The following is a 17,462-nucleotide window of genomic DNA, read 5'->3' as shown; positions in this document are numbered from 1 at the left end:
TTGTCACGAGAGGATATTTTTTTTGAAAAACTAAGAATATTGCAACACTCGTATCTCTAAAGTGCGTATTAAGAATAAAACCCCTCAAAAAAATTATTATTTTCAAACAAACTTTTTTATCTTCATCGGTCGTTTGTTACTTGCCATGAATCAAAGCCCCCACCCGTGATTAGACATTTACCGCTCTTTCGACAAGCTTGCCTTTTGTTTTTATTTATTTTGTTTGGAACCTTTAAGGTTTTTTCCCAAACATCCTACACCATTTCAGGGCGTGTTACGGATGCTCAAACTGGCGACCCTGTACCCTTTGCAGCGGTTGCTATTAAGGGAAAAACGGCTGGTGTTACTACCAATTTTGAAGGATTTTATATTCTCAAAACAACCCAAATCGGAGATTCGCTCGTTGCTTCCTCTATGTCTTACCGAATACGAGCCAAAGCTATTAAAAAAGATTCGCTCTCTCAAGTCATTCATTTTCAACTCGAGTCGTCCGAAATCAAGCTCCAAGAGGTCAAAATTTACGCCGGCGAAAATCCCGCTTATAATATCCTGAGGCGTGTGGTCAAAACCAAACCTCAACACAATCCATCCAGATTGGGAGCCTACGAATATGAGAGTTATAATAAAATTGAAGTAGATGTGGACAATATTTCTGCCCGACTTCGAAAGCGTAAATCTATGCGTCAAATCACTGGTGCGGTAGACAAGTTTCAGAAAATAGCAGGGGAAGATGGTAGGCCCATCATTCCGATTTATTTGTCAGAATCTATTTCCAATTACTACTACCGCGAAAATCCCCGCAAAAAGAAAGAACAAATCCTTAAAACCAAAGTGACGGGTATTGCCGTGACCGATGGAAGTTTGATATCTCAATTGATTGGGTCGTCTTTTCAACAGTATAATTTTTACCAAAACTGGTTAAGCATTGTCGAGAAAGATTTTCATTCGCCTATTGCTGATGGATGGAAGTCTACCTATGAATATTACCTTATCGATACCGTTTTTGTGGGAGGCTACTGGTGCTATCAGGTGGATTATGAACCCAAACGAGCGCAAGATTTGGCTTTTAGTGGGTCGATTTGGATTGATACCCTTTCTCATGCACTGGTTCAGGTAGATGCGTCGGTGGGCAAAAATGCCAACATTAATTTTGTAGAGCGTATCAAGATTCAACAAGAATACGAAGAAATAGGAGATAGCACTTGGATGCCCGTCAAGTCTAGAGTGCTGATTGACGTAGCCGAACTCACCGACTCCACGGCAGGAATGCTGATTAAGTTTTATACTTCAAATCGCAATATTGTAACCAACAAGCCGCATCCTCCTAAGTTTTATGATTATCCCATTGAACTATCGGAAAACTACCGCGAATATGACAAGGATTATTGGGACAAAGTGCGACATGAGCCCCTAAGTGTAGGCGAAAAAACGGCCTATCAGCTCATAGACTCTGTAAAGCAAGTCCCGGTGGTGCGTACTTATATGGAGGTCATCAACATGGTGGTCAATGGCTATAAACGCATTCCTAAAGTAAACATTGACGTTGGACCCTTTCTTTATTTGTATTCCAACAATGCTATCGAAGGCAGTCGGATCAGAATCGGTGCCAAAACCAATCCTGATTTCAGTAGAAAATGGGTAGTGAGTGGCTATGCTGCCTACGGAACCCTCGACCAAAAATGGAAATACAATCTGAGTGTTGATTATATTTTTAGTCGTAAGCCTTGGACTATCGGCGGGGTAAGCCACAGCTATGATTTGGAGCGAATCGGACTTTCGTCGGAAGCCATCGGCAACAATGTGCTTTTTGGAGCCATGACCCGCTGGGGCGCGTATCGAAGAGGGTATTTTGAAGAAGTAAGTAGCGCGTATCTTAAACGCGAGCTTTTTAGGGGATTTACCCAAACGGTAGGCCTACGACATCGGTCTTTTGATCCTATGTATGCTTTTGCGTATCGCACTACACCTACCTTAGGAGAGCGCTCTCCCATCCAAAGCAATTATCAGAATACTGAGCTGTTTTTTGAGACGCGATGGGGCAAAGATGAAATTTTTATCTATAATGAAAACGAACGCCTTACTTTAGGTACTCAGCGGTGGCCTTTGGTGATTTTTAGGTATCAAATGGGGATGAAAAAATTACTCAATAGCGATTTCAACTACCATCGCCTTTCGCTAAATATCAAACAAAATTTTAGAGTAGGCATCTGGGGACGCTCTTATTATAACCTTACGCTAGGCTATATTCCGTCTACACTTCCTTACCCTATGCTTTATACACCTTTGGGCAATGAGTCGTTGTTTTATGTCGAAAATGCCTTCAATCTCATGAATTACTTTGAGTTTGTGAGTGATACTTATGCCCAATTGCGCTATGAGCATAATTTTGAAGGTTTGTTTTTTAATCGCATTCCTCTCATTCGACGTTTGAAGTGGCGTTTTTTGGCCAATGCCCGGGTACTTTATGGTACTACTCGTCCCGAAAATATGGAACTTCTTGCAACGACCGATTCACAAGGGCGGCCTGTTTTGGGCTTCAATACCCTCGACCGATTGCCTTATGTAGAAGTAGGCTACGCCGTTGATAATATTTTTAAGGTGTTGCGGGTAGACGCTATTCATCGACTTACTTACCGTCAAAACCCCAATGTTAGTCCTTTTGCGGTGAAGTTTTCATTTTGGTTTAATATCTAGGTCGGCTTTTCCAAACTCCAGTTTGAGTACTTGTTCGGCAGGTTTGTCTTGCGGCGAGTAGCTATCTCTATCGCCATGAAAACGGCGCGGGCGGTGCAAAAACCATTTCCAGGCAAACATTCCCACTAACCATTGTTTGTCCCACACTTCCCGAAAAAAAGCTCGATAAGCATCTGCTTGTAGCTCATGATTTTGAGGACTTTCTTGGTAAGATTCCCAAGGTTTGGTCGTGGCAAAGTCTACACTTCTGTAGCCTAATTCGGTAAAAAGTACCGGCTTTTGAAGGGTAGAAGCCAATTCTTCCAAGCCTTCTAAATGGGTTTTCCAACCTTGTTGGAGGGCATCCACCGAAGGATGTTTTTCGGACGAAAGAGGAAAATAAGCATCTACTCCGATATAATCTAAATCGGCCCAAAATGGATTGCGATGATAGTGATTCCAGTTGTCGGCGTAAGTAAGGTCTCCGTGGTATATTTGGCGTGTTTGTTTAATGATAGAGCGCCAAAAAGAAGCTCTTTTACGGACAAAATTGTCCATCTCGGTGGCGATACAAAAAAGCTCTACTTTCATCGAATCTGCCAGATGCGCGTTGGCTAAGATATAGGCTCCAAAATCTTTTTCGAAAGCCTGCCATTCTGCTTCTGACTTAAAATCCAAATCACCTGTGTAAGTTCCTCTTCCTACCCAAGCATGGGGTTTGAGCATCACTTTGAGGCCATTTTGATGAGCCAACTTAATCGTCTCAGCCGTTCCCTTTAGGCTTTCGCCCCACCATTGTTGCTCCATATTGAAATAAAATCGCGGTTCTCCCTCACGGCAAAAACCATAGGGAATCACCGCGACCCACTCAGCATTTATATTTCTGATAGGAGCAAACGCCGCCGAATCGATAGGTTCGGAAGGTGCTACAGTATTGACACCTCGTATTTTGGTGCCTTGATACACAGGAGGTGAGGTACGAGTGCATCCCGACAGTACCATCAAAAACAACAAAAAGGCTCTGATAGGCATGGTCTATTTTTTCAAAACAAAAGCCTTCAGCTCTTTCAGCTTACTGCTTTTTGTTTGTACAAAAAACCATTTTACAAACTATGATAATACAGGAATGAAGCAACCTCCCAAACCAACGAGATACTATTTTTTCTGATTAGTATCTTTATTTTAGGACTCGAAAAAAACAATCTACGAAAAAGAAATAGCCCAACTTGAAGCCTTGTTTAAAGCAAAATGGGAATTGACCGAAAACTCTTTTCTTGATAAGTAATGAAACACTATGACTGACTCGATAAGTATATTCTCCATAAGTTTCGTTTCATGGTTTTTATCCTTAGAAGGTTACTGTCGATTTTGTGGTCAATTTGATAAGTTCTTTTAGATTTGTACCTTCTAAGAAGGAATATTTTTTTCTTTTGAGGTATAGAAATACGGTATACGTATATTGAGGACGGTATACAGGAAAGTAGTCTATCGCTTTTAAAAGGAAAAATTTTCGTAACGAACTTTACGTATGAAGGCTCTAAAGGAGGATAGATTAACTGGTCACACCCTCATTATTGTTTTTTTGGTGCTTGGAGCTTTCTTAAGTTCTTGTCAGACAAATTCTACCCAAAAGGTAAACTATCCTGCTATCTCCGCCAAAATTATTGACCATGCGGCAGAATTGGGAACCACCGAAACCCCTCAACGAGCCATACACTATTTAGATTCGGCCTACCATAGATTTCCTAACGCTGGGCCGGAAGACCTGTGGAGAAAATATCGCTTCAAATTCGAATACTATCTTTATCACGAATATACACCTACCTTACTAAGAAATGTCATCGATAGTATGTATACGGTGCTAGGAGGAGAAAATGGGCCTTATAAAGAACTTTATGCCCAAACTTTTTTTTCGGAAGGAGACGCTCTAATGAATGAATATCTTTATTCCGAGGCTTTTGACCGCTATTATCGAGGCAAAGATTTTGCAAAAAAACACCTAGATTCCTGTAAATATTCGACATTTAGCTACGGTTTGGGAATCGTACGTTATAAACAAGAACAATATGAAGAAGCCAATGCCATGTTCAGAGAGTTTCTGACCGAAAACAGCCGCTGTCGCTCAGGATTTAACGAACGACTTATGCTTCCCTACAACGCGCTCAATGCGATGGCACTGTGCTTCGAAAAGCTAGGCAAGCTAGATAGTGCCCTTGTTTACTATCAGAAGAGTTTGTCTTTTCTTGATCATCGAGAACCGGAATTTCTTCCCGAAAAAGCTTCTTATTTTGAAAGAGCAAGAGGAGTGGTATATGGAAATATGGGCGGAGCATACCGCAAGCTGGGCAATGCTGACCTTGCCGAATTGTATCTAAAAAAAAGCATTCAAATCAATAAACGTCCTGGGTACGAAATGCCCGACGCTCTTACGGCAGAAATCAAACTAGCCGAACTCTACCTCCAATCTAAGCAGTATGCTAAGGCCGATAGTACTTTGAGGCAAGTACAGGCAGGAATCGACAAATTGCGCCATATGAAAAGGCAAGTGGGGAGTTCGTTGCTCCCTTACTATCGCCTAAGTTGGGCGCTGGCCGATAGTCTTGGAGATAGTAGTAGAGCCTATCAGTTTTTGAAGTCCTATCAACATTTGGAGGATTCTATCGCTAGTGTCAACGCCAAAAAGCAGCCCAAAGATATGGGCTCTGTTTTTCAATTAAAAGATCAGCAATATCAATTGACTTTATTGGAAAAAGACAACAAAATCGCACAGCAATCTTTACTGATGGTGGCTGGGTTTTCGGTCATGTTTGCGCTCCTTCTAGGAGTGGTTTGGGTAAATTACAGACGTTCTTCCAAACAAGTAAAAGAACTCACTCGGCTCAATCAACTCATTGGGGATCAGAATATTCATATGCAAGAAGCATTGAGAGATTTAGAGCAAAGTCAAGAAGACAATAGCCGTCTCTTGCGCATCGTAGCTCATGATTTACGCTCTCCTATCAGCAGCATTGCGTCTTGTATTTCGTTGTTACAAAGTGATAATCTAACGAAGGAAGAAAGAATGGAGTTTTTGAAAATGATACAAAATGCTTGCTCCAATACTTTGGCATTTACCAATGATTTACTACAAACTCATTCCCAAAAAAAACAACTACAGCTTTCGCCAATCAACCTACGCCGAATCCTCCAAGACTGTATTGATGTACTACAACCTAGGGCGCATAGCAAACAACAGCACATCGAATTTGAGGGGGATGATTTGGTGGTGTTGGGAAGTAGCGAAAAAATATGGCGCGTGGTCAGCAATCTTATCACCAATGCCATTAAATTTAGTACATACGAGGCTATCATTAAGGTGCAATTATCCCAAGAAGGCGATAACGCTCGAATCGCTGTAACTGACCAAGGTATTGGAATTCCGGAGGATTTAAAAAACAAACTCTTTAGTACAACTGGCGAAATCGGTAGGGTAGGTACCGAGGGAGAAGAATCTTTTGGGTTGGGATTAGCGATTTCCAAACAGATAGTAAATGCTCACGGTGGTCATATTTGGTTTGAAAGTCAGCAAGAGCAGGGAACTGTATTTTTTGTGGAGCTACCACTACCCCAAAATCATCAATGATAGTATCTATCGCATCAGAAATTATTTTTTTGGGAGAATTTTTCAAAAAAACATTGAAATCTAAGCCATACTTAAATACAGAAGCCCACAACCGTTAGTTCAATTGCTTCACGACTTCTTCTTTAGGAATATAACCTACATTTTGCCATACTAAACTTTTGTTTTTAAACAACAATAAGGTTGGCAAGCCCTCAATACTGAGCTGTTGGGCTAGTTCGGGGTTGTCGTCGGTATTGATACGAACAAGCTTGACTTTGTCCGACATTTCGGTTTTGATTTCTTCGAGATAAGGGGTCATTTTTTTGCAAGGACCACACCAATCTGCGTAAAAATCTACCAATACCAGTTTGTCAGAATCTAATAAAGCGTCAAACTGCGGTCGAGTCATATTGACAAGATTTTCTTGCTGATTTTGCTTCGTACCACACGCTCCTAATACCCACAATAAGGCCAATACAAATGCAAGACTATGTCGTTTCATCTTCAAAAATCTTTATTGTGTATGTGTAAAATTTGGACAAATCTCGGTCATTTTTTTTGCATCTAATGCAACTTTTGTCACATAATCTATCAATGTAGCTCTAAAACGCCTTTTCTAACTTTGCTACGTCAAATGCAGGTAGCAAAGTTAGAAACTTTAGCCACTAGCGACGCGGTACAGACAATTCAATGCTCGTTGATAGTGGGCTTCCAAATACAGGTGTGCCGTTGGCACTAAAAGTAAAAGGTTGCATACGAGGAGAGCGTTCTTTTCCACATCCTTGGCCTGCTTCACTATTGGCGTGGTATAGTATCCAATTCTGACTTCCGTCGGGAGATTTGAAAAAACTATTGTGGCCTGCTGCGTGAGTTCCTTTGACATTGTTGGCCCAAAAAACAGGGGTAGGGTGTTTTTTCCAAGAAGAGGGGTTCATCAAGTCTGCATCAGGAGCGGCATAAATCATTCCTAAAGCGTAGTAGTCTGTCCAACAGCCACTTGCTGAAAAAATAATGTTGATTCTGCCATTGGGGCTTTTTAAGAATTGCGGACCTTCGTTGACCAAAACGATAGGTTTATCATCAGGCCCTGGGCGATAGAGTGAGCCGTGCTGTTCCCAGTCAAATTGAGGGTCAGAAATTCTCACGCGTGGTCCTACACAAGTCCAAGGGTTGCTCATTTTGCACAGATAAATATCTTGGCGGCCATTTTCATCTCCTTCCCAACCCGACCAAGTAAGATAAAGCTGACCTTTGTGTTCAAAAACAGACCCATCAATAGCCCATTTGTTTTCGGGGGTTTTGAGTTCGCCTTTTATCGTCCATGTACCTTGCGTAGGGTCAGCAGCGGTATTTTCTAAGACATAAAGACGGTGATTGCGGTTGCGACCATCGTCAGCAGCAAAATAGATGTACCATTTCCCCCTTAGAAAGTGAAGCTCAGGAGCCCAGATTTCTTTTGAATAAGGCCCGGTGGCAGGAGGGACCCATACCGTAACTTTTTGAGCCGTAGGTAATTCGGACAAATCTTTCACTTTCCAGATGTTGAGGTCTCGGGTAGTGGTATGCATATAATAATAGTAACCATCTTTGTAAAAAGACCATGGATCGGCTCCTGCGGGTAGGAGGGGATTTTTGAAAGTTTGGGCTTGTAATAAGGTGGGGATAAGTAAGAGAAAAAGGAAATTTTTCATTTGTGAACGGTGGTTAGTTTACCAAGAAATTGCGACATGGACTTTAAGTATTACAGCTGTAAAGACATAAAAAAGGAAGAATTACTTTCCAGATAAGTACATGAGGCAGCTTAAGGAATAAAATAAACAAACAGAAATTATACTTTTTGAAGCATGGTTTAACACAGCAAACTGAGCAGATTATAAGGCAGTTGACTTATCAAAAAAACCGAAAAATAATCTAATGAAACTTTCTATAAAAGACATGTAATAAATGATTACATTTGGACACATAAAATTCTCAATCGTTAAGAAAACCTAAATCCTTTACCGCAATGGCGACAGCCAACGTAGAACGCAACAAAGCTATCATGCGTAGCATTGTAGAAAGCAATGATGCACGTCAATTTGACGCCTATTTAGACGTAGTTTCCGAAGATTTTGTAGGACACAATCATTTTGTTCCGGGCGATTTGCGCGGCAACAAAGCCCTGAGTTACTTCTTTTATCAGACAGAGGCTGTTGCTTTTCCTGATGGAGTACATACGATTCATCATTTGTATGGCGAAGACGACTTAGTTACGCTTGAGCTTTCTTATACTGGCACATTCGTAGCGCCTCTTCCCAATGGCACACCACCCAATGGCCAAGTGTGTGAATTTAGATACAACATGATTTGCCGCTTTGAAAACGACAAAGTCGCCGAAATCTGGTGGTATCCTTATGATTCGTATAGTCTTATGAAACAACTCGGCATGATTTAATCTTTCCCTTTCAATGACTTTCAAAGAAAAACTTCATGCCGGAGAGATTCTCTATGGCCTTACGTTGACGCTTGGCTCTCCCAAAATTGCTGAAATCATCGCTCATTTAGGCTTCGATTGGATATGGATTGAAGCGGAGCATACCACTATGAGCCTTGAGGATATTTTGTCGCAGTTGCAGGCGGTCAATGGTACCACTACTACCACTATTGTGAGAGTAGATAACAACGATGCTACTACCATAAAGCGGGTGTTGGACACCGGCCCTGATGGTATTATTGTGCCGTCGGTCAATACCCCTGACGAAGCGAGACAGGCAATCAAAGCCCTCAAGTATCCTCCTCTTGGTGAAAGAGGAATAGGACTAGGACGAGCGCAAGCCTACGGGCAAACGCTGGGTGAATACATCAAAACCGCTAATGACAAGCTTGTGACGCTTTTTATGATTGAGCACATCACGGCGGTTCAAAATATCGAAGAGATTTTAGCGGTGGAGGGCCTCGACGGAGTCATTGTAGGCTCGCTTGATTTGGCAGGAAGTATGAATCTCCAAAATGATTTGGGAAACCCTCTCCTCGAAATCGAAGTCCAAAAAGTATTGGCGGCTTGTTTGAAAGCTGGGGTAGCTTGTGGCATTTTTGTGGGGAATGCTCAGCAAGCCAAATTCCGCATCGACCAAGGTTTTCGGATTGTGACTTTAGGAGCCGATGTATTCTTGCTGGCCACTGCAGCCAAAAGTGCCCTTGATTTAGTGAAAGCTACTTAAACTTTAAAGGTCATGAATGATGAGCAAAACACCCGAGAAGCACTGTTGCGGCTGATTGACAAAGTACATCGCCAATACGAAACTTGGTATGCTAAAGTTTCTAGACGAAACCACCGCGTGTGGTATAGCCTTCAACTTGTGTCATTGTTGTGTGGATTTTTGACGTCTATTTTTGTAGCTTTCCAGACAAAAGCTACTTGGACACCTAATATCAAACTCATTTGTGCTATTATACCATTGATTGGGTCGTTAGCCTCTACGATAGTGCTCCAATTCAAAGTCTTTGAAACGTGGCGTTTACGCGAAGAAGGGCGTATTTCGTTTCATAATTTGGTCAACTATGCTAACAGTGAGTTGTTGAAATGTAAAATGCCTGAGGATTTTCAACAACTGTTTGAAACAATTACGCAGAAAACCAACGAACTCGAAAACGAACAATCCAATAAGTATTTTTCACTCTATGGAAGTAACTTTATTGCTTCTTTTCCTACCAAAAAAACTTAAAAACTGACAAACTCTATTTTGCTCCATTGGTCGGGCAGGTGCGTGTCATAAACTCCGTGGCTATTCAAAGCCATCGCGGGGTGAGGTTGTACTTCCTTACCCCCTATCATAAGTTTTTGAAACCTTCCCAAAAACAGACGCCAAATATCACCGTGCATAGGCGGAAGGGAGCGGCCATTTGCAAGTAACTCCAAACTATGCCAAGGAATGGCGATTTCGACACTCCAACCTTGGTCAATATCGCTGTGATCGTTGAGCGTACCCTCCACTTGTACGGCAGTTTGGAGGCCAGACATGTCAAAGTTCGTAAACGCCCAACGAATGCCCCGTGGGTGAGTTCCTTTCCAAAAAGTAGCCCCGCTCCGGTCGTAGTCTCCGCCAAAAGTATAGGCTTGAGGCTGGTGAACGTCAAACTGCGGAATATCAAATTTGCTCCCTTTGGTATAAGCATCTTTCCAAATAAAGAAGACTTCGTAGAGGGTATTAGCGGCGTTGATTTCTAGTTCGTAATAGCAATCTTCGCCGTCGATAAATACTTCCAAATCGTTTTCGAGAAAAATAATACTATCTCTTTGGGTGAGTTTTGCCTCTACAAAAGGCTCTTCGGCCACAAAAGCGATATAAAGGTAGGCGTCATTCCAGAGCAAAGCCGCTTGGGTATTGTACATGCCAGCCTCGCCGGTGGTCATGTCCACAAAACGTTTGCTCCAAGTGGCTTTTTTCCAAATATCTTTCTGGATATTGCCGTCTATGGTAATGGTTTCGGTTATTTTCTTTGCTTGATAATCTGCTGGAGAAGCCATAAAAGTTGAGGAATGAGTTTGTTTGCTTAAAAAAACAAAACCTGCATTGTAAATACAAATGGTGTGTGCCTCCATATCCAAAAAATGGGACTAAAAAACTTGTAAAGGTTTCAATTTTTAGAAACTTTTGTTATTTTCGTCTAAAAATTGTTTGTGAGATATTTTGAAACAAGATTTTTAGACGAAGCTGACGAGTTTATAGCAGAACTTGATCGAAAATCCGCCAGTAAAGTGTTTTATAACATTGATTTGGCTGAACAAACCAATGACCCAAGGCTTTTTAAAAAATTGCAGGGGGAGATTTGGGAGTTTAGAAGTAAATACATGGGTAACCAAAACAGGCTCCTAGCATTTTGGGATAAAACTGGACCCAAAGAAACGCTTGTTTTGGCAACTCACGGATTTGTAAAGAAAGACCAAAAAGTACCGCAAAAAGAAATTGATAAAGCGGAACGAATTAGACAAGAATATTTCAAAAACAAACGATAGTTATGGAAAATAAAGAAATAAAATCATATTCGCTTGCCGAAATGAAAGATAAATATATCGGTAAAGTTGGAACAAAAGAACGAGATGAATACGAATACGAACTTCGTATGGATGTATTGGGTAAAATGATAAAAGCTGCCCGAAAAGAGAGAAATTTGACACAACAACAATTGGGCGAACTTGTTGGTGTGCAAAAATCTCAAATTTCAAAATTAGAAAGCAGTGCAAATAGTGCAACAATGGGTACCATTTTGAAAGTATTTAAAGCTTTGAAAGCAGATATCCATTTCAATGTTAAAATTGAAAATGAATATCTACAACTCATGTGAAAAGCAGTTATTCTATACAATACGTATCCATCTCTTTTGCAAAAAACAAACTACCAACGAACGGATTGGAACTTCCAGCCCGGAACTACCTTTTGCATTTCGATTTCGTCGTCGCGCTTGGTGAGGCCACAGGCTAGGTAGTTTTGGTGCAATTTGGCAAGGGCTTCGCGGTCAAGTTCCACTCCTAGTCCAGAGCCTTGGGGTACTGCTACTGAGCCTTCTTCAAATTTTAAACGTCCTCCCACAATGATTTCGTCTGACTGCCACGGATAGTGGGTATCTAAAACATATTTCATGCTTGGCAGCGCCGCCCCTAAATGAACCATAGCTGCCAATGAAATACCCAAATGACTATTCGAGTGCATCGACAATCCCCTTCCAAAAGTCTCGCAGATGCCTGCTAAGGTCATAGAAGAGCGCAGACCTCCCCAAAAATGGTGGTCGCTCAGGATAATATCTTCCGAACCTACGGCAATGCTATTAGGAATATCATCAAAGGAGGTGGTGCACATATTGGTAGCCAAGGGAGTTTTGAGGGCTTTTCTTACCAATGCCATATTGGCTTGGCCACGTACAGGGTCTTCGAGGTATTCGAGAATAGGCTCCATTTCTTTGCCATATTTGATGGCTGTTTCCACAGTCCAGAGGGCATTTGGGTCAAGACGAAGCGGCACATCGGGGCCAAATGCTTCGCGTAGGGCGATAATAGCATCCACTTCTTGACGAGGCTCGAAGGCGCCACCTTTTAGTTTAATCGACTGAAAGCCAAATTCTTTACACATCGCTTTGGCTTGGGCTACGATTTCGGCGGGGTTGAGTGCACTTGCTTGGCGTGCCGCTGCCCATCCTGTAGCATTGGGGTCGACGTTGAAACCTAACTCTCCGCCAGCACCTTCAAATTTATAAAATAAGTAAGCCGAAAAAGGAACGTGGTCGCGCATTTTACCACCTAATAAATCTACCACGGGGCGTTCGGCGATTTTGCCAATAATATCCATGCAAGCTACCTCAACTGCACTAAAAATATGTACAAGTTTGCGTTGGTCCCAAGGAGCTTCGCCACGTTGGGCGGCGGTTTCGGTGCCAAAATGTCCTTCTAAAACGTGTCTGATTTGATTGAGCTGAAATACATCTTTTCCGATAAGCAAGGCTCGTGAGGCTTCTAGTGCAATGTCGATGTCTTTATTGCCAGGGATTTCGCTGATGCCCGAGATACCATCTTCGGTGACTAGCTCTACTACTGTCCGCAGGGCATAAGGAGCATGCAAACCAGCGGCATTGAGCAGGGGAGGGTCAACGATGGCAATTGGGGTAATATACATTTCCTTGATGCGAGGGCCCGTTGTGTATGTCATAAGAGTAAACCTTTTGAGTGGTAAGCTACAGTTGTTTATTGAGTTTTTTGCTTTGATTATCAGTGTTTTATATTTTCATGGCTACTGGATTGTTGATTGTCAATCCCTTACAGACCCCGTAGAGAAGTACTGCTTATATGAAAACAAAAACGCTAACTATAGAAGTGGATTTATCCAAGATTCTAATAGTCAGCGTTCTTAAACTCTCATAAATTTTACCAAATAGAGCAGCCTTTCGAGGGGTTTTGGCTACATATCAGCCGAGACCGTTTGGAGCAACCCTTTGATATAACCATAGCAAAAAGAAAATGCTTGCAAGCTGCTATTAGGATCGGGGTGAGTGGGTACGTGGTCGGGCATTACCATTCCCGAATAGCCCACATCTCGCAAAGCCCGAATGACCTGTACGAAGTTCATGTCGCCGTTGTCGGGATATACTTCTTGAAAATTGTTCCAACCACCTTTGATGTTACGTAAATGCACATTGAAGATTTGATTGCGTTCACCCACCCATTTGATGATAGGAAGGATTTCAGTTTTAGGGTCTTTGAGTCCTTCCGCAATTGAGCCTATACATAGATTAAAACCGTGATATTCGCTGTCATAAAGTTTCGCAAATCTCTGAATGCCTTTAAAAACATCGGGGCTATTCCAGCGGGTGATTCCGCGATACCCTACAGGAGTAGGAGGGTCGGCGATGTGGTTGGCGAGTTTTACTTTGTATTCTTTGGCAACGGGCAAAATACGGTCGAGCAAGTAAGTGATTCGCTCAAACATCTGATCGATAGATACATCTCCCGCCCTGGTTTTGGGGTCGTTACGTTTGATTGCTTCCTCATAATTCCACGTGCTGTAGGCGGCGTTACCGCGTTTGGGGTCGATGGTTTTGCCAGTACGTAATACGGGCAAAATCGTCGTGTTATAATTCAATACTTTGATGCCGCTTTTGCCCGCTACCTGAATCATTTGTTGCAAAATTTCAATTTCGCGGTCTCTTTCGGGGCTTTTGCCAAGCATGATATTGGGGTATTCGACGCGGTCGATACCCGCCGAACTTAGCGGAAAGTGATAAGCGTCGAGACTGATGCCGTATTTTTCGCAAGCTTCCTTTTTGGCTAGCGAATCTTCCAAATCCCAGCCTTTGCCCGGAATTGTTTTGGGTGCACCGCCGTCGAGATTATACACACCGTGGCGTGCTTTAAATTCGAGATTCTCAATTGAAGTCCCTCCTGATTGGCAACCCACTTTCATTAGTACTTTTTTGGGAGGAGTGGCTTGGGCAGGTTTGGATTCTAAGACAGCCGCTCCTACCGAACCCGCCGTTATGACTTTTAGAAAATTGTTACGATTCATAAGTAATATAGGTTGAAAGGTTCTGAAATTTGTTTTCAATTTTAGAGAAATGTAGTTTGAAAAAGATAGAGATTAGTTGTTAGATCAGAGGAAACAATTTAGCCCCAATCATAATCACAACCAGCCCCGTAAGTCCCATGACGACTAGCAAAGGGGAAATCGTTTTAAGAGCTTCTTTTTCGGTAAGATTACTGAGTTTGCAGATAATCCAAAAGCCAGCGTCGTTCATCCAAGGCACGAGTTTAGAACCGCACCCAATCGCCAATCCTAGATAGACAGGGTGAAATTCTAAGTTGGCATTGCTAGCCATTCCTGATAGTATTCCAGAAGCCGTAATAAGTGCTACCGTGGCCGAACCTTGTGCCGTGCGTACCACTGCCGCAATCAAAAATGCCAACGGAATAAGCGCCATTTGGTACTCTTTGGTCATATCGGCAATGCGAGAACTGATGCCTGTTTGTTGGAGCATTCCGCCAAAAGCCCCTCCAGCGGCAGTGATTAATATGATTCCCCCTCCGCTCATAAGGGCGGCTTGCACAAAAGGAGTCAGGCCGTCTTTGTTGTCTTTTTTCTGTTTGGCCAAAATCAACAGAGCCACAATTCCCCCCGTGACGATAGCGATGTTTTTATCACCAAAAAATTTAACCAACGCGATAAAGTTTTGTACAAAGGGAGAAAACGCCTGAATATCACCTGCTTTGTAGAGGGCGTTGATAGCAGTATCAGCACAAATAAACACCAATGGAATCAAGACAGGCAGCAACGATACTCCTAATGCTGGCAAATGCTTATCTTCTTTGGCCGCGATAGATTTAATATCTTCGAGTTTGGCATCTAAAGAATCACGAAGTTCGATAGGCCATTTTTTGTTGGCCCAAAGGGCAAAGAAATAGCCAGAAGTAATCGTAAAAAGCCCCACAATCGTTCCGGCAATCATCATCAAGCCAATGGGAATGTGCATTTCACCAATCAAAAACAAAGGTCCAGGTGCAGGGGGAACGAGGGAGTTGGCCATGGCTGCACCCGCCATGATACAAAGTACCAACAAAAGGTAGTTTTTGCCGATGCGCAGAGTCATGGCTTTGGCAAGGGGCATCATCAGAAAGATAACCGTATCAAAAAAAACAGGAATACCCAAGAAAAAGCTACTTACCAAAAACGCGATTGGCGCTTTTTCGATGCCTGTCAAGCGAAGCATCGAGCGGATGATTCGTTCGGCGGCACCGCTTTCGAGCATACACTTGCCTATGATGGCGGCCATTGCAATCAAAATACCGATTTTGGCGCAGGTATTTCCAAACTCAGTAGCGATACGCTCGCCAATGCTCTTTTTGGAAAGTGCGAGCGCCGCCGCAGGAGCGGAGCCTTTGGCTAGGGCGTATTGTTCAATCACGGAGGCAGGCGTGAGTAGTGCCACTACAAATGCTCCTAACAATAAAGCCAAAAAAGGATGCAATTTGAGGCCAATGATACCGCCGACCACAATAACTACACCAACGGACAAGATAAAAAGAGGGTCTGTCATCAAACAACTAGGTTTAGGATTTATAAAAAAGGGCTACTTGAGGGCAGCCCTTTGGGAGCGGGGTTAATCACTTATTCCAAAAAATATTACTTTTTGTCCCACCATATTCGGGTATCGAGGAGATTAGGGCCTTGGCGACTTATGGCTTGTTCCACATTCACTTTGTTGACATTCAGCTCGGCATCCGTATAGGTCAGACGACGAATAAAAGGCTCAGTTTTGAGATCGCTACCCGGAAAAGGATTAGGAGTGAGAATCGGAAACCCACTTCGACGGAAATTGGCCCAAGATTCGGGACCATTCAAAAAAGTAGCTACCCAATATTGGGTGTTGATTTGCTCTAATTCTTTACCAGTAGCGAGTGGGTTGGCTTGTACATAGGTAGTAATCGCCGCATCGGCGATAGCGGTGTTGGTACCATAGCTCGCAAACTGCTGCATGTTAGCTCTTATACCGTTGCTATAAAAAGTAGCGGGGTCGCCAGTTGTCCATTTTCTAAAGGCAGCTTCGGCGAGTAGGAGTTGGGTTTGGGCATAAGTAATCAAAAAACTCGGTGCCGTGAGACTTGCCATGCGTGTACGGTCCAATTGGCTATAATCCCACAAGCTCGCCAATTTTTGGGCAGCTACCGCCGAACTGATAGTGGTATTGTCGTAGCCAAGGGGAGCGCCTATCTGAACAGCAGGGGTGCGATTGGCTCGCGACTCTACTTGCTGGGCCCCGCTTGTAGCTCCTACATAGCGTACAGCAATAGAAGCTAGGCGTGGGTCGTTGTTTTTGCTTAAATAACTCACAAAATCTTCGGCCAAATAAAAGAAGGCCGATTGCCCACCATTGAGCTGAGAGCCTATGGGGTTGGTAAAACTTGCATTATGCCGAATGATAGCATTGTCGGCGTTGGATTGCATTACACCTCCTGCTACGGCTTTGGCTACGTATTCGGCGGCTTTGGTTGGATTGACTTTGGAAAGGCGCATGGCTGCTCTCAACAACAAAGAATAGCCCAAGCGTTTCCATTTGACGACATCCCCATCATAAAGCAAATCGCTTGCTACTTTGGCTTTGGCGGCATCTAGTCCCGCCGAACCAGCATCCAATTCACTCAAAATAGCATTATAAACCGATTCTTGACTGTCATAAGCGGGGGTAGCAATGCCTTCTAAATAGCTTCTTCCTGCTTGGGTATAAGGGATATCTCCGTAAGTATCAGTAAGAATCATAAAACTATAGGCTTGCCAAATCCGAGCCATATTGTAGAGGTTGGAGCGAGCAGGTACATCTTTGGTTTTGGCAATGACATCCGTTAGCTCTTTGATATTGGTCTGATAAAATGTATTCCAATTGCCCGCCGCTACAGAGCGATTGTCTTGGTTGAAATTGGCGGCCGAACCTTGACCACTGAAGGGCGTAATCATTTGTTTGACGATAGTGGTCTCATAACTCAAATTCCCGTAAGCAGGAGCCGTATTTACGATGGCCGTATTGAGTTGATAACTTGGCTCTACCGCCGTGAGAGCAATGGGATTGACATTCATTTCGTCAAATCCTTTGTCGCACCCAAAGAGAAACAAGCTAGTCAGGGTTGCACCAATATATTTGTTTAATGTTTTCATTTTGAGTCGTTTTTATG

Annotated in this window: 15 protein-coding genes; 7 read left to right on the top strand and 8 right to left on the bottom strand. The window is 42.8% G+C overall.

All coding sequences use genetic code 11. The features are described from left to right. Positions 1 to 165: 165 nt before the first annotated feature. Complete coding sequence (locus tag G563_RS0113275) at positions 166 to 2,694, top strand: DUF5686 and carboxypeptidase-like regulatory domain-containing protein (RefSeq protein WP_063828407.1); 2,529 nt, start codon at positions 166 to 168, stop codon at positions 2,692 to 2,694. Here the strand turns inward: G563_RS0113275 and G563_RS0113270 are convergent. Further along, on the bottom strand, positions 2,674 to 3,705 hold the full coding sequence (locus G563_RS0113270; RefSeq protein WP_028665745.1) for a glycoside hydrolase family 113: 1,032 nt from the start codon (positions 3,703 to 3,705) through the stop codon (positions 2,674 to 2,676). The two genes, G563_RS0113275 and G563_RS0113270, sit on opposite strands and share 21 nt — an antisense overlap. 496 nt (positions 3,706 to 4,201) lie before the next feature. Here G563_RS0113270 and G563_RS0113265 point away from each other — a divergent pair, with 496 nt between their 5' ends. Further along, complete coding sequence (locus G563_RS0113265) at positions 4,202 to 6,295, top strand: tetratricopeptide repeat-containing sensor histidine kinase (RefSeq protein ID WP_028665744.1); 2,094 nt, start codon at positions 4,202 to 4,204, stop codon at positions 6,293 to 6,295. A 94-nt stretch (positions 6,296 to 6,389) separates the two neighbouring features. On the opposite strand, the gene trxA is transcribed toward G563_RS0113265, so the two are convergent. After that, entirely contained in the window at positions 6,390 to 6,776 is a 387-nt protein-coding gene (gene trxA / locus G563_RS34650) for a thioredoxin (protein ID WP_051210959.1), read from the bottom strand. A gap of 163 nt (positions 6,777 to 6,939) precedes the next feature. Continuing rightward, a complete protein-coding gene (locus tag G563_RS0113250) occupies positions 6,940 to 7,965 on the bottom strand; it encodes a glycoside hydrolase family 43 protein (RefSeq protein ID WP_028665743.1) in 1,026 nt (341 codons plus the stop codon). Positions 7,966 to 8,279: 314 nt separating this feature from the next. Here G563_RS0113250 and G563_RS0113245 point away from each other — a divergent pair, with 314 nt between their 5' ends. The 3 genes from G563_RS0113245 to G563_RS0113235 are packed head-to-tail and all read left to right on the top strand — an operon-like array spanning position 8,280 to position 9,978. Then, positions 8,280 to 8,708: an ester cyclase gene (locus G563_RS0113245; RefSeq protein WP_028665742.1), complete on the top strand. Its 429-nt coding sequence runs from the start codon at positions 8,280 to 8,282 to the stop codon at positions 8,706 to 8,708. Between the two features lie 13 nt (positions 8,709 to 8,721). Further along, a complete protein-coding gene (locus G563_RS0113240; protein WP_028665741.1) occupies positions 8,722 to 9,474 on the top strand; it encodes an HpcH/HpaI aldolase family protein in 753 nt (250 codons plus the stop codon). A gap of 12 nt (positions 9,475 to 9,486) precedes the next feature. Further along, positions 9,487 to 9,978 (top strand): DUF4231 domain-containing protein, encoded by a 492-nt coding sequence (locus tag G563_RS0113235; protein ID WP_028665740.1) that lies wholly within the window; start codon positions 9,487 to 9,489, stop codon positions 9,976 to 9,978. On the opposite strand, the gene G563_RS0113230 is transcribed toward G563_RS0113235, so the two are convergent. Further along, the gene (locus G563_RS0113230; protein ID WP_028665739.1) at positions 9,975 to 10,781 is read right to left on the bottom strand and encodes a carbohydrate-binding family 9-like protein; all 807 of its coding nucleotides are present in this window, start codon (positions 10,779 to 10,781) and stop codon (positions 9,975 to 9,977) included. The two genes, G563_RS0113235 and G563_RS0113230, sit on opposite strands and share 4 nt — an antisense overlap. A 153-nt stretch (positions 10,782 to 10,934) precedes the next feature. Between G563_RS0113230 and G563_RS0113225 the strand changes: the two genes are divergently transcribed. Together G563_RS0113225 and G563_RS0113220 are read left to right on the top strand one after the other, a co-directional pair. Then, on the top strand, positions 10,935 to 11,270 hold the full coding sequence (locus G563_RS0113225; protein WP_028665738.1) for a type II toxin-antitoxin system RelE/ParE family toxin: 336 nt from the start codon (positions 10,935 to 10,937) through the stop codon (positions 11,268 to 11,270). Positions 11,271 to 11,272: 2 nt separating this feature from the next. Beyond that, a complete protein-coding gene (locus G563_RS0113220; protein ID WP_028665737.1) occupies positions 11,273 to 11,599 on the top strand; it encodes a helix-turn-helix domain-containing protein in 327 nt (108 codons plus the stop codon). Positions 11,600 to 11,649: 50 nt separating this feature from the next. Here the strand turns inward: G563_RS0113220 and G563_RS0113215 are convergent, their stop codons facing one another. From G563_RS0113215 to G563_RS0113200, 4 genes are all read right to left on the bottom strand, one after another. Then, the gene (locus tag G563_RS0113215) at positions 11,650 to 12,954 is read right to left on the bottom strand and encodes an enolase C-terminal domain-like protein (protein ID WP_028665736.1); all 1,305 of its coding nucleotides are present in this window, start codon (positions 12,952 to 12,954) and stop codon (positions 11,650 to 11,652) included. Between the two features lie 249 nt (positions 12,955 to 13,203). Beyond that, positions 13,204 to 14,307 (bottom strand): mannonate dehydratase, encoded by a 1,104-nt coding sequence (locus tag G563_RS0113210; protein WP_028665735.1) that lies wholly within the window; start codon positions 14,305 to 14,307, stop codon positions 13,204 to 13,206. A 79-nt stretch (positions 14,308 to 14,386) separates the two neighbouring features. Further along, on the bottom strand, positions 14,387 to 15,832 hold the full coding sequence (locus tag G563_RS0113205) for a GntP family permease (protein WP_028665734.1): 1,446 nt from the start codon (positions 15,830 to 15,832) through the stop codon (positions 14,387 to 14,389). Between the two features lie 86 nt (positions 15,833 to 15,918). Then, entirely contained in the window at positions 15,919 to 17,445 is a 1,527-nt protein-coding gene (locus G563_RS0113200) for a SusD/RagB family nutrient-binding outer membrane lipoprotein (RefSeq protein WP_028665733.1), read from the bottom strand. Positions 17,446 to 17,462: the final 17 nt, after the last annotated feature.

This window comes from Runella zeae DSM 19591, assembly GCF_000423565.1.
Classification (GTDB): Bacteria; Bacteroidota; Bacteroidia; order Cytophagales; family Spirosomataceae; genus Runella; species Runella zeae.
Note: the sequence above shows the minus strand (reverse complement) of the source record. Positions and strands in the feature narration are given on the sequence as shown.

Coding starts and splice junctions, on each gene's coding strand:
- G563_RS0113270 (WP_028665745.1), bottom strand. CDS start 3,705: ATGCCTATCAGAGCCTTTTTGTTGTTTTTGATGGTACTGTCGGGATGC.
- G563_RS0113265 (WP_028665744.1), top strand. CDS start 4,202: ATGAAGGCTCTAAAGGAGGATAGATTAACTGGTCACACCCTCATTATT.
- trxA (WP_051210959.1), bottom strand. CDS start 6,776: ATGAAACGACATAGTCTTGCATTTGTATTGGCCTTATTGTGGGTATTA.
- G563_RS0113250 (WP_028665743.1), bottom strand. CDS start 7,965: ATGAAAAATTTCCTTTTTCTCTTACTTATCCCCACCTTATTACAAGCC.
- G563_RS0113245 (WP_028665742.1), top strand. CDS start 8,280: ATGGCGACAGCCAACGTAGAACGCAACAAAGCTATCATGCGTAGCATT.
- G563_RS0113240 (WP_028665741.1), top strand. CDS start 8,722: ATGACTTTCAAAGAAAAACTTCATGCCGGAGAGATTCTCTATGGCCTT.
- G563_RS0113235 (WP_028665740.1), top strand. CDS start 9,487: ATGAATGATGAGCAAAACACCCGAGAAGCACTGTTGCGGCTGATTGAC.
- G563_RS0113230 (WP_028665739.1), bottom strand. CDS start 10,781: ATGGCTTCTCCAGCAGATTATCAAGCAAAGAAAATAACCGAAACCATT.
- G563_RS0113220 (WP_028665737.1), top strand. CDS start 11,273: ATGGAAAATAAAGAAATAAAATCATATTCGCTTGCCGAAATGAAAGAT.
- G563_RS0113215 (WP_028665736.1), bottom strand. CDS start 12,954: ATGACATACACAACGGGCCCTCGCATCAAGGAAATGTATATTACCCCA.
- G563_RS0113210 (WP_028665735.1), bottom strand. CDS start 14,307: ATGAATCGTAACAATTTTCTAAAAGTCATAACGGCGGGTTCGGTAGGA.
- G563_RS0113205 (WP_028665734.1), bottom strand. CDS start 15,832: ATGACAGACCCTCTTTTTATCTTGTCCGTTGGTGTAGTTATTGTGGTC.
- G563_RS0113200 (WP_028665733.1), bottom strand. CDS start 17,445: ATGAAAACATTAAACAAATATATTGGTGCAACCCTGACTAGCTTGTTT.